Genomic DNA, 12,544 nt, shown 5'->3' with positions numbered 1-12,544 from the left:
GCGGGCCCCTCGGGGTCCCGGCCGGGACCCCGAGGGGCCGCCCGCGCCCTACGACCCGAGCACCGACGCCAGGAACTCCCCCACCCAGCCGAGGAGTTCACGCCCGACCAGCGGCTTGGCGCCGACCTTCGCGGGCTTGGGGCGGGGCACCAGGACCTGGTGGGTCGCGGGCTTGATGACCGACCCCGGGTAGAGCCGCTTCAGGCGCAGCTCCTGCGACTCCCGCAACTCCACCGGAGCGAAGCGGATGTTGGTGCCCTGGAGCACGATCTCACCCACCCCGCAGGCGCGGGACAGCATCCGCAGACCGGCGACGAGCAGCAGGTTCTCCACCGGCTCGGGCAGCTTGCCGTAGCGGTCGGTCAGCTCCTCGCGGACGGCCTTGATGTCCTCCTCGGAGTTGGCGGAGGCGATCGCCCGGTAGGCCTGGAGGCGCAGCCGCTCGCCGGGCGCGTAGTCGTGCGGGACGTGCGCGTCGACCGGCAGCTCGATCTTCACCTCCAGCGGCGGCTCCTCCTCGATCTCGCCGGACTCCAGGGACTTGCGGTAGTCGGCGACGGCCTCGCCCACCATCCGCACGTACAGGTCGAAGCCGACGCCCGCGATATGACCCGACTGCTCGCCGCCGAGGAGGTTTCCGGCCCCTCGGATCTCCAGGTCCTTCATCGCCACGTACATGCCCGCGCCCATCTCCGTGTGCTGGGCGATGGTCGCGAGCCGTTCGTGCGCGGTCTCCGTCAGCGGCTTCTCCGGCGGGTACAGGAAGTACGCGTACCCGCGCTCGCGCCCCCGGCCCACGCGGCCGCGCAGCTGGTGGAGCTGGCTGAGGCCGAAGTTGTCGCCGCGCTCCACGATGAGGGTGTTGGCGTTGGAGATGTCGATGCCGGACTCGACGATCGTCGTCGACACGAGGACGTCGAACTTCTTCTCCCAGAAGTCCACGACCACCTGCTCCAGGGCCTGCTCCGACATCTGCCCGTGGGCGGTGGCGATCCGCGCCTCCGGCACGATGTCCCGCAGCCGGGCGGCGGCCCGGTCGATGGACTCCACCCGGTTGTGGATGTAGAAGACCTGGCCCTCGCGCAGCAGTTCACGGCGGATGGCCGCGCCGATCTGCTTCTCCTCGTACGGCCCGACGAACGTGAGGACCGGGTGGCGCTCCTCCGGCGGCGTCGTGATCGTCGACATCTCGCGGATGCCGGTCACGGCCATCTCCAGCGTACGGGGGATGGGGGTGGCCGACATGGTCAGCACGTCCACGTTGGCCCGCAGCTTCTTCAGCTGCTCCTTGTGCTCGACGCCGAAGCGCTGCTCCTCGTCGACGATGACCAGGCCGAGGTCCTTGAACTTGGTCTCGGAGGCGAACAGGCGGTGGGTGCCGATGACGATGTCGACGGAGCCGTCGCGCAGGCCCTCCAGGGTGGCCTTCGCCTCGGTGTCGGTCTGGAAGCGCGACAGGGCCCTCACGTTCACGGGGAACTGCCCGTACCGCTCGGTGAACGTGCCGAAGTGCTGCTGCACCAGCAGCGTCGTCGGCACGAGCACCGCGACCTGCTTGCCGTCCTGGACGGCCTTGAAGGCCGCGCGGACGGCGATCTCCGTCTTGCCGTAGCCGACGTCGCCGCAGATCAGCCGGTCCATCGGGACCGACTTCTCCATGTCCTCCTTGACCTCGGCGATCGTGGTGAGCTGGTCGGGGGTCTCCGCGTACGGGAAGGCGTCCTCCAGCTCGCGCTGCCAGGGCGTGTCCGGGCCGAAGGCGTGGCCGGGCGCGGCCATGCGCGCCGAGTACAGCTTGATCAGGTCGGCGGCGATCTCCTTGACCGCCTTCTTCGCGCGGGCCTTGGTCTTGGTCCAGTCGGCGCCGCCGAGCCGGTGCAGCGTGGGGGCCTCCCCGCCGACGTACTTGGTGATCTGCTCCAGCTGGTCGGTGGGGATGTACAGCCGGTCGCCGGGCTGGCCGCGCTTGGCGGGCGCGTACTCCACGACCAGGTACTCGCGGGTCGCGCCCTGCACGGTGCGCTGCACCATCTCGATGTAGCGGCCCACGCCGTGCTGCTCGTGCACGATGTAGTCGCCCGACTCCAGGGTGAGCGGGTCGATGGTCTTGCGGCGGCGGGCGGGCATCCGCTGGCCGTCCTTGCCCGCGGCCTTCTGACCGGTCAGGTCGGTCTCGGTGAGGACGGCGAGCCTCAGCCGCGGGTCGACGAAGCCGTAGTCGATGGAGCCGCACGCCACGTGCACCACGGACGGGGTCAGCTCGGTGAGGTCCGCGTCCAGGCGGGCCGCGATGCCCTCGCCGCCCAGCACCTCGGCGGTGCGGGCGGCCGGGCCGTGGCCCTCGGTGACGAACACCGTGCGCCAGCCGTCGGCCAGCCAGCCCTTGGTGTCGGCGAGGGCCTTCGCCGTGTCGCCCCGGTAGGTGTCCGGGGCGTGCATGCCGAGCGTGAGCGTGTCGTCGTCCCCCGCCGCGTCGGCGGCGAACGGGCTCACCGACCACCACATCATGCCCAGCTCACGCGCCCGGTCCCGCACGTCGGCGATGCCCCACAGCGAGGCCGCGCCCACGTCGATCGGCGCCTGCCCGCCCCCGGCCGTGGCGGCCCAGCTCGCCTGGAGGAACTCCTGGCTGGTCGCCACCAGGTCCGCGGCCCGGGTGCGCACCCGCTCCGGGTCGCAGACGACCGCCATCGACCCCTTGGGGAGTACGTCGAGCAGCAGCTCCATGTCGTCGACGAGCACCGGAGCGAGGGACTCCATGCCCTCGACCGCGATGCCCTCGGCGATCTTCCCGAGGAGTTCGCCCAGCTCCGGGTGGGCCTCGGCCAGCTCCCGCGCGCGGGAGCGCACCTCGTCGGTGAGCAGCAGCTCCCGGCACGGCGGCGCCCACAGGCCGTGCTCGGCGACCTCCAGGGACCGCTGGTCGGCGACCTTGAAGTAGCGGATCTCCTCGACGTCGTCGCCCCAGAACTCCACCCGCAGGGGGTGCTCCTCGGTGGGCGGGAACACATCGAGGATGCCGCCGCGTACGGCGAACTCGCCGCGCTTCTCCACCAGTTCCACGCGGGCGTACGCGGCGGCGCCCAGCGCGTCGACGACGTCGTTCAGATCCGCGGACTGACCGGTGCGCAGCGCCACCGGCTCCAGGTCGCCGAGGCCCTTGACCTGCGGCTGGAGCACGGAGCGCACGGGGGCCACGAGCACGCTGACCGGGCCGGTCTCCGGGTCGTCGGCGCTCGGGTGCGCCAGGCGCCGCAGGACGGCCAGGCGGCGGCCCACGGTGTCGCTGCGGGGGCTCAGGCGCTCGTGCGGCAGCGTCTCCCACGCCGGGTACTCGACCACCCCTTCGGGGGGCAGGATCGTGCGCAGCGCCGCCGCCAGGTCCTCCGCCTCGCGGCCGGTCGCGGTCACGGCGAGCACCGTGCGGCGGGCCTCGCGGGCGAGGGCGGCCACGGCGAAGGGGCGGGCGGCCGGGGGGCCGACGAGGTCGATGTGGTGCCGGTTGCCGTCGGCGGCGGCCGCCACCGCTTCGGTGAGGGCCGCGTCCTCGACGACGGCGTCCAGCAGTCCGTGCAGGGTCATGAAGGGGCATCCCGTCCGGGGGCGTGGGCAACGCGAACCACCCGACACGTGGTACGGGCCGGGGGTCTCCCAGGGTACGTCGGCCGCCCGCAGCCTCGCGCGCCGTTGATCGCGCTACGCGCTCGCCCTCAAACGCCGGACGGGCTTTCCCCCGGCCCCCCTTCCGGGCGATCGACTCAGCATGATCCGGGCCGTACGTTCCCCGCATGCGTGACACGTATACGGTCGATGAAGCCCGCCCCATCCTGGATGAGCTGATCCACCGCGCCTCGCACCCCGGCCAGCGCATCACCGTCACCGTCGACGGGCAGCCCGCGGCTGTGTTGATCGGCGCACGCGAGCTCGCGGATCTTGAGGAGGCGCTGGCGGCCGCGTCCGCGCGGGTGGAGGCCGACCGGGAACTCCCCGACCCCGCCCCTTCCCGAGACTAGGGGGCTCCGCCCCTGGGCCCCCGTCGATCGCCGCTTCGCGGCTCGTCCTCTAGCGCCGGACGGGCTGATACAGCCCGTCCGGCGCTAGAGGACGAGGCCCGGAGGGCCGACGGAGCGGGGAAAGGGGCGCAGCCCCCTACGGCGAGGGCCGGGGTCAGGGGACGCTCCCCTGACCCCGGCCCCGCTTCCCGTCCGGAGGACTACTCCGTGGCGATCGCGTTCAGCACGTTCATCCGCCCCGCCCGGAACGCCGGGATCAGCGCCGCGAACAGGCCCACGAACGCCGAGCCGACGAAGACCGTCAGGATGGTCGGCCAGGGGACGTCGAGGACCTTCAGGCCCTCCAGGGCGAGGAGCTTCTGGGCCGTCGCGCCCCAGCCCATGCCCAGGCCGAGGCCGAGCAGGGCGCCGAAGAGGGCGATGACCACGGACTCCATGCGGATCATGCGGCGCAGCTGGCGGCGGGAGAGGCCGATGGCCCGCATCAGGCCGATCTCGCGGGTGCGCTCGACCACCGAGAGGGCGAGGGTGTTCACCACACCCAGGATGGCGACGATGATCGCGAGGCCGAGGAGGCCGTAGACCATGTTCAGCATCTGGCCGACCTGGTCCTTCAGGGTCTCCTTGAAGTCGGTCTGGTCCTTGACGTCGACCTGCGGGTCGGTCTTCAGGGTCGCCTTGAGCGCGGCGTACGCCTTGTCCTGCTGGCCGGACTTGGCCTCGGCGAGGAGCATCATGCTCAGCGGCATCCGGTCCGCGTCGACGTACCGCTCGGCCGTGGTGATGTTGGTGTACATCGCGCCCCGGTCGAGCGTGCCCTCCTCCTTGGTGATCGCCGCGAGACGCAGCTTCGCGGTGCGGCCCTCGTCGAAGTCGACCGTCAGCGTGTCGCCGACCTTCAGGTGGTGCTTCTTGGCGAACTCCTCCCCCACGGAGAGGGCGTTCTTGTCGTAGGCGGCGGACAGCTCGCCCGCGGTGGTCTCGCGGCGCAGGTCCTGGGCGTACGTCGGGTCGGTGGCGCCCAGTTCCTCGCCCTTGGAGGTCTTGCCGTCCGGGGTGGTGATGTCGACGCCGAGGTCCTTGGACCGCGTGACGTGCGCCAGGTGCGGGTTCTTCCCCTTGTCCATCAGGCGCTGCTCGATCTGCGGGTTGATGCCCTGCTCGCCCTGGATGATGAAGTCCGCGCCGACGGACTTGTCGAGTTCGTCGGTGGCCGAGGCGACCATCGAGGAGCCGACGACGGACAGGCAGGCGACGAGGGCGAGGCCGATCATCAGGGCGGCGCCGGTGGCGCCGGTGCGGCGCGGGTTGCGCAGGGCGTTGCGCTCGGCCATGCGGCCGACGGGGCCGAAGGCCCGCAGCAGCACCGTACTGATCACGCGGACCACGAAGGAGGCGAGGACCGGGCCGATGACGACGAAGCCGACGAGGGTGGTGACGACGCCGAGGCCCAGGTAGAGGGAGCCCTCCTTGGCCTTGTCGGCCTCGGCGGCGGTGTAGAGCGCGAAGCCTCCGACGCCGGTGAGGACCAGGCCGATGACGGCGCGCAGCGCGCTCGACTTGCCGTCGGCGGGGGTGCCCGCGTCGCGCAGGGCGGCTATCGGGGAGACCTTGCCCGCGCGGCGCGCCGGGAGGTACGCGGCGAGGACGGTGACGAGGATGCCGAGCAGCAGGCCCACCGCGGGGGTGGTCCAGGCGACGGTGAGGTCCTCGGTGGACAGTTCCATGCCGACGCCGGACATCAGCTTCATCAGGCCGACCGCGAGGCCGATGCCCGCGCCGACGCCGATGACGGAGCCGACGACGCCGAGCAGCAGCGCCTCGACCAGGACGGAGCGGTTGACCTGCTTGCGGCTGGAGCCGATGGCCCGCATCAGGCCGATCTCACGGGTGCGCTGGGCGACCAGCATCGAGAAGGTGTTGATGATCAGGAAGATGCCGACGAGGAAGGCGATCCCGGCGAAGCCGAGCATCGCGTACTTCATGACGTCCAGGAAGCTGCCGACGGACTCGCGGTTGTCGTCCGCGCTCTCCTGCTGCGTCTTGATCTTGTACGCGGCGGCGTCGGCGCCGAGGGTCTTCGCCACGTTCGCCTTGAGCTGCTTGTCGCTCACGCCGCCCGCGGCGGTGACGTTGATGTGCGTGAAGCGGCCGGTGGTGCCGAGCAGTTCGCGCTGGGCGGTGGCGGTGTCGAAGTAGACGACGGTGGCGCCGGGGTTGGTCACCTTGAAGGTGGCGATGCCGGTGATCTTCGCCTTGAAGCTGCCGGTGACGGCGATGGTGCGCAGCTCGTCGCCGATCTTCAGGTCCTTCTTGTCGGCGGTGTCGGCGTCGACCATCACCTCGGTGGGGCCGCGCGGGGCGTGGCCGGAGGTGATCTCCATGGCGCGCAGGTCGTTCCTGGTCCAGTTGCCCGCGATGGTGGGGGCACCGCTGGACGCGCCGATCCGCTCGTTGTCGGAGTCGACGACGGTGACGGACTCGCTGCTGACGGCGCCCTCGGCGGACTTCACGCCGGGCGCCTTCTGCACCCGGGCTATCGCGGAGGCGGGCAGGGACTCGGGCTTGCCGTTGCGCGGGCCCTCGTCGTCCCCGTCGTCGGCGCTCTTCGGGCTGAGCGTGACGTCGGACGACGTCGCCGCGAAGAGCTTGTCGAAGGTGGTGGTCATGGTGTCGGAGAACACCAGCGTGCCGCAGACGAACGCCACCGAGAGGACCACGGCGACGGCGGACAGCGCCATGCGCCCCTTGTGCGCGAGGAAGTTGCGCATCGAGGTCTTCAGGACGGTCATGACGTGCGCCCCCGGGCGTCGAAGTGCTTCATGCGGTCCAGGACCTGGTCCGCGGTCGGGTGGTACATCTCGTCGACGATGCGGCCGTCGGCGAGGTAGAGGACGCGGTCGGCGTAGGACGCGGCGACCGGGTCGTGGGTGACCATCACGATGGTCTGGCCCAGCTCGGTGACCGACTTGCGCAGGAAGCCGAGGACTTCGGCGCCCGCGCGGGAGTCCAGGTTGCCGGTGGGCTCGTCGCCGAAGATGATCTCGGGCCGGGAGGCGAGGGCGCGGGCCACGGCGACGCGCTGCTGCTGGCCGCCGGACAGCTCGGTGGGCCGGTGCTTGAGGCGTCCGGCGAGGCCGACGGTCTGCACGACCTGGTCGAGCCAGCCCTTGTCGGGCTTGCGGCCCGCGATGTCCATGGGCAGCGTGATGTTCTCGATCGCGTTCAGCGTGGGCAGCAGGTTGAACGCCTGGAAGATGAAGCCGATCCGGTCCCGGCGCAGCTGGGTGAGCTTCTTGTCCTTCAGGCCGGTGATCTCGGTCTCGTCCAGGTAGATCTGGCCGCCGCTGACGGTGTCGAGGCCCGCGAGGCAGTGCATCAGGGTGGACTTGCCGGACCCGGAGGGGCCCATGATCGCGGTGAACTGGCCGCGGGCGATGTCGACGTCGATGTGGTCGAGGGCGACGACCTTGGTCTCCCCCGAGCCGTACGCCTTCACGACGCCGCGCGCCCGCGCCGCCACGGCCGTACGCCCTCCAGTACCCCCGTGCCTGGGAGTGGTCACAGCCGTTGTCACGGTAAGTCTCCTATGTCGGTGATGTGGTGAGCTGTCGGTGCCCTGGTGTGGTGCCGGTGGCACCGTGGTGTGCTGTCGGTGGCGCCCTGGTGCGCTGTCGGTGGTGCGGCGAGCGCGCCCGGAATCCCGGCTCGCGCCGTCAGTCTGGTGCAGCGGGGCGGTGCGGCGCGCTGGTGCGTGGCGCCGTCTTCTCCTGGGAAAACCCCACCCCCGGAAGGGGGGTTCGTCGCCGTGCCGCGGGCAGAGGTGCGGGGCCGACCCCGTTACCGGCCCCGTACTCCCGCCCTGCGGCGTAAAGCCAATCTAAGGAGCCGCCGCGGAACCCCACGTCCTCCGCCGGTACCAACGTCGCCCTGTCCTTAGTGCGGAGGTACCCCTAGGGGTTCTCCACCCGCCGGTGGAGCGCTTCTCAGGGTCACTCCACCCCTTCACCGACCCGCGCCCCGCCCCACCAGGGGAGAGGGTCTCCACCCGCCCCTGATCAACCGGCCTGCCGGGGACGGCCCGGACTTGTCGAATATCGATATGGTCCTCTACGCTCCGGCATATCGAAAAACGATAGGGAGGCATGTTGTGGACACCCGACTCACACGGGCCCTGACCTCGGTCACCTTCACCCTGGCGGTCCTCTGCGGCCTCGCCTTCGTCGGCACGGGCATCGCGCATCTGCTCGACGACGGATCGGTGTGCGTGCGGACGGGCTTCTGGGCCAACGCCGCGCTCGGCGACCTGCCGATCGGTACGGGCGTCGAGGCGTCCAGCAGCACCACCCGCCTCTGCCAGGAGGACCCCTCCGCCGCCCAGCGCATCGCCGGTCTCGGCAGCGAACTGCCCTGGCTGCTCTTCGCCGCCCTCGCCCTGCTGCTCTTCTCCCGGCTGCTGAAGGCCGTCGTCACGGACGGCCCCTTCACCGACGCGGTGGCCGGACGGCTCACCGTCCTCGGCTGGCTCATCACCCTGGGCACACCGCTGGCCGGACTCGTCGTCGGCTGGTCGCACTCCTGGCTCGTCGACAGCATGGCGCCCATCGTGGGCTCCGGACCGGAGTTCTCCGGACCGATGGTGCTCGTCCTCGCCGGACTCAGCGCGGTGATCATGGGCCGGATCATGCGGGAGGGCGTACGCATGCGGGAGGACCTCGAAGGGACCATCTGATGCCCGAAGAGGAACTCCACGGAATCCGCATCCACCTCGACCAGGTCCTCGCCGAACGCGGCATGACGCTCACCGAACTCTCCGCACGCGTGGGCATCACCGTCGTCAACCTGTCCGTCCTCAAGAACGGCCGCGCCAAGGCCATCCGCTTCTCGACCCTGTCGAGGATCTGCGACGTCCTGCACTGCCAGCCGGGCGACCTGATCACCCACGACCCCACACAACCACCGGCCTAGGCCCGCCCCGCCCCGCCCCGCGCCAGGGCCGCCGCCCCTCCCCCCAGCGCGCCCCCGGTGAGAAAGTGACCCGGGGCAATAGATGCACGGGGAAGGGACCTTCATGGGCGGCAGCGACAGCGCCGGGGCGCGGGGGCGCGGGCGGCGCGGGCGGCGCGGGGGCGCCGACGGAACACAGGGACTCGACCGGCGCCGAGCCGCCAACGGCACACAAGGACCCGACCCGCACCGAGCCACCGACAAGGCACAGGAACGCGACCGGCGCCGAGCCACCAACAGCACACAAGGACCCGACCCGCACCGAGCCACCAACAGCACACAAGGACCCGACCCGCACCGAGCCACCGACAAGGCACAGGAACGCGACCGGCGCCGAGCCGCCAAGGGCACACAAGGACGCGACCCGCGCGGAGCCACCGACAAGGCACAGGGACCCGACCCGCACCGAGCCACCAACGGCACACAAGGACGCGACCGGCGCGCGGCCGTCGTCGGGGCGCTCATGCTGGTGATGGCGCTGGCCGCCCTCGACGCCACCATCGTCTCCACCGCCGTACCCCAGATCGTCGGCGCCCTCGGCGGGTTCTCCGTCTTCTCCTGGCTGTTCTCCGGCTACCTCCTCGCCGCCACCGTCACCCTGCCCGTGTACGGCAAGCTGTCCGACACCTTCGGCCGCAAGCCGGTGCTCATCGCGGGCAGCGCGCTGTTCCTCGCCGGTTCCGCGCTGTGCGCCCTCGCCTGGGACATGGGCTCCCTGATCGCCTTCCGCGTCCTCCAGGGCCTGGGCGGCGGCGCGCTCCAGGGCACCGTGCAGACCCTCGCCGCCGACCTGTACCCCCTCAAGGAACGCCCCAAGATCCAGGCCAGGCTGTCCACCGTCTGGGCCGCGTCCGCCGTCGCCGGACCGGCCATCGGCGGCCTGCTCACCGCGTACGCGCACTGGCGCTGGATCTTCCTCATCAACCTGCCCATCGGCGCCCTCGCCCTCTGGCTGATCGTCCGCCACCTGCACGAGCCCGCACGCCAACGGCCGCCACGGGCACCGGTCGACTGGGCGGGCGCGCTCGCCGTGTTCGCCGCGGGCGGCGCGCTGCTCACCGCGCTCGTCCAGGGCGGCGTCGCCTGGGACTGGCTGTCGGCGCCGTCCCTCGCCCTGTTCGCCACCGGACTCGGCTGCGCCGGGGCCGTCGTGGTCATCGAGCGGCGCGCCGCGGACCCCGTCATCCCCGGCTGGGTGTGGCGGCGCCGCACCATCGCCGCCGTCAACCTGGCGCTCGGCTCGCTCGGCCTGCTGATGGTCGCGCCCACCGTGTTCCTGCCGACGTACGCCCAGTCCGTACTCCACCTCGCGCCGATCGCCGCCGGGTTCGTCCTGTCCGTCATGACCCTCAGCTGGCCGGTGTCCGCCGCGCTCAGCCAGCACGTCTACCGCCGCATCGGCTTCCGCGACACCGCCGTGCTCGGCATCAGCGCCGCCGCCTGCGTCCTGTTCGCCTTCCCGCTGCTGCCCTACCCCGGCTCCGCCTGGCAGCCCGCCCTCCTCATGCTGCTCCTCGGCGCGGCCCTCGGGCTCTTCCAACTGCCCCTGATCGTCGGCGTGCAGTCCACCGTCGGCTGGGCGGAGCGGGGCACCACCACCGCGTCCGTCCTCTTCTGCCGCCAGATCGGGCAGACCGTGGGGGCGGCGGTGTTCGGGGCCGTCGCCAACGCCGTCCTGAGCGCGCGGCTCGGCGGCTCCGGCTCCCTCGACTCCGTCGCGCGCTCCCTGGAGGACCCCGGAGCGGTGGCCCACCCCGAGCGGCTGCGGCGGGCCGTCGACGCGGCGGTCGACGCGGTGTACGTGGGCGCCGGGTGCGCGGCGGTGGGGTGCCTGCTGGTGCTGCTGTTCCTGGCCCCCCGCCGCTTCCCGGTCCTCCAGGACCAGCCCCCGCCCCCCACACCCTCGCGGGACGCCCCAGACCCGCCCCTTTCCCGAAACTAGGGGCCGCCGCCCCTAGCACCCCGCCCCCATCGGCGCTCCGCGCCTCGTCCTCAAACGCCGGACGGGCTAGATCAGTCGCACTCCGCGCTCGTCCTCAAACGCCGGACAGGCTGAATCGCCGCCCTCCACCCCTCGTCCACACACGCCGCACGAGCCGAATCCTCACGCTCCACGCTCGTCCTCAAGCGCCGGACGGGCTAGACCAGTCGCGCTCCGCGCTCGTCCTCAAACGCCGGACGGGCTGGATCCTCGCCCTCCACCCCTCGTCCGCACATGCCGCACAGGCTGAATCCTTGCCCTCACACACCCCACGAGCCGAATCCTCGCCCTCCACACCTCGCCCCCACCCACCCCACAAGCTGGAACTCTGCCGGGACCGGCTGCATCCAGCCCGTCCGGCGTTTGAGGACGAGGCCGCCAGTCCGATCTTCGGGGGGAGCCCCGGCAGGGTCAGTCGCCCGGCGCGGGCCCAGGCACATCCCCGTACCCCCGCCCCGTGAGGGACGCCAGACTGCTGCGGACATGATCCATGTGGGCCCGCACCTCATCCCTCCGCTCACCGTGCTCGCGCAGCACCCGCTCCGTCTCCCGGGCGACCCGCTCCTCGGCCACCCGAGCCCGCGCGAGCACCTCCGCGGCCCGCGCCGCCGCGTCCTCGTCCCGGTGCCGCGCCCCCTCCTCCGCCTCGGCGAAGGCCCGCTTGGCGTCGGACAGGCGGGCCTCGGCCGCCGCGACGAGCGCCGCCTCGCGGGCGTCCGCGGCGGCCTCCGCCTCGGCGATCTCCCACTCCGTGGCCTCCCAGCGCTCGGCGTGCTCCTTCTCCTGCTCGGCGAGCAGCCCGCTGGTGCGCTGCCGCATCTCGCGCAGCGCCGCCAGCGCCTCGCCCCGCCACTCCTTGACGTCCCGCCGGGCGTTGACGCGCAGCTCGTCGGCGGTGGCGCGGTCGGCGAGCAGCCGCTGCCGGGCGCGCTCCTCGGCCTCGCCGAGCACGGCCTCGGCGTGCGCCCGCGCGGCGTCCCGGAGCGCCGCGGCCTCGGCGGCGGCCGCCTCCTCCGTCTCACGCGCGAAGGCCGCGGCCGACTCCCGCACGGCCGCGGCCTCCTCCTCGGTCAACGCCAGCAGGTACTGCGCGCGTTGCCCCAGCGTCTCGTACGTCTGCGGCGCGAGCCGCCCGACGACGTCCCGCAGCCGCGCCGCCTCCTCGCCCATGTCCCGGGCGAGGACCGTCAGACGCGCGGCCCGCTCCCACGCCGCGTCGCGGTCCCGGGACAGCGCCTCGGCGTACGCGTCCACCTGCTCGGGACGGTAGCCGCGGCCGCGCACGGAGACGAAGCCATGAGGTGAAACCCCGCTCCCGCTCATCCTTGCTCCCCTCATTCGCCCAGACAGACACTCGCCGTCGCGCTGACTCTCTCCGCCGCGCCACCCGCGTACAACGCGATTGGCGCACATCTTGAAGGATCAAGCTGAAGTGGTCATAACGCGACACTCCGCCCGCCCCACCCGGTCAAGGATGCGTCAATTGGCGGCAGAAGTCGGAATCCGGGTGTCGTTCCGCAGTACGTCGAAGAGCCGTTTGGCC

General features: G+C 72.1%; 8 protein-coding genes. 4 read left to right on the top strand and 4 right to left on the bottom strand.

The window, feature by feature from the left end; genetic code table 11:
• Positions 1-48: 48 nt before the first annotated feature.
• Positions 49-3,582: a transcription-repair coupling factor gene (gene mfd / locus ACOBQU_RS22830; RefSeq protein WP_423629166.1), complete on the bottom strand. Its 3,534-nt coding sequence runs from the start codon at positions 3,580-3,582 to the stop codon at positions 49-51.
• A gap of 206 nt (positions 3,583-3,788) precedes the next feature.
• On the opposite strand from mfd, the gene ACOBQU_RS22825 reads away from it, so the two are divergent.
• Entirely contained in the window at positions 3,789-4,013 is a 225-nt protein-coding gene (locus tag ACOBQU_RS22825; RefSeq protein WP_423629165.1) for a type II toxin-antitoxin system prevent-host-death family antitoxin, read from the top strand.
• Between the two features lie 200 nt (positions 4,014-4,213).
• Here ACOBQU_RS22825 and ACOBQU_RS22820 read toward each other — a convergent pair whose 3' ends face one another.
• Positions 4,214-6,805, bottom strand: a complete 2,592-nt coding sequence (locus ACOBQU_RS22820) for an ABC transporter permease (RefSeq protein WP_423629164.1) — start codon at positions 6,803-6,805, stop codon at positions 4,214-4,216.
• Positions 6,802-7,590 (bottom strand): ABC transporter ATP-binding protein, encoded by a 789-nt coding sequence (locus tag ACOBQU_RS22815; protein ID WP_423629163.1) that lies wholly within the window; start codon positions 7,588-7,590, stop codon positions 6,802-6,804. Before ACOBQU_RS22815 ends, ACOBQU_RS22820 begins: the two co-directional genes overlap by 4 nt.
• A 573-nt stretch (positions 7,591-8,163) precedes the next feature.
• Between ACOBQU_RS22815 and ACOBQU_RS22810 the strand changes: the two genes are divergently transcribed.
• The 3 genes from ACOBQU_RS22810 to ACOBQU_RS22800 all read left to right on the top strand — a co-directional run bounded on the left by ACOBQU_RS22810 (position 8,164) and on the right by ACOBQU_RS22800 (position 10,962).
• Complete coding sequence (locus ACOBQU_RS22810) at positions 8,164-8,745, top strand: DUF2975 domain-containing protein (protein ID WP_423629162.1); 582 nt, start codon at positions 8,164-8,166, stop codon at positions 8,743-8,745.
• Positions 8,745-8,981 (top strand): helix-turn-helix domain-containing protein, encoded by a 237-nt coding sequence (locus ACOBQU_RS22805; RefSeq protein WP_423629161.1) that lies wholly within the window; start codon positions 8,745-8,747, stop codon positions 8,979-8,981. Before ACOBQU_RS22810 ends, ACOBQU_RS22805 begins: the two co-directional genes overlap by 1 nt.
• 103 nt (positions 8,982-9,084) lie before the next feature.
• Positions 9,085-10,962 (top strand): MFS transporter, encoded by a 1,878-nt coding sequence (locus tag ACOBQU_RS22800; protein ID WP_423629160.1) that lies wholly within the window; start codon positions 9,085-9,087, stop codon positions 10,960-10,962.
• A gap of 450 nt (positions 10,963-11,412) precedes the next feature.
• Here ACOBQU_RS22800 and ACOBQU_RS22795 read toward each other — a convergent pair whose 3' ends face one another.
• Positions 11,413-12,324 (bottom strand): cellulose-binding protein, encoded by a 912-nt coding sequence (locus ACOBQU_RS22795; RefSeq protein ID WP_423629159.1) that lies wholly within the window; start codon positions 12,322-12,324, stop codon positions 11,413-11,415.
• Positions 12,325-12,544: the final 220 nt, after the last annotated feature.

The organism is Streptomyces sp. G45 (assembly GCF_049542095.1).
GTDB lineage: Bacteria > Actinomycetota > Actinomycetes > Streptomycetales > Streptomycetaceae > Streptomyces.
Note: the sequence above shows the minus strand (reverse complement) of the source record. Positions and strands in the feature narration are given on the sequence as shown.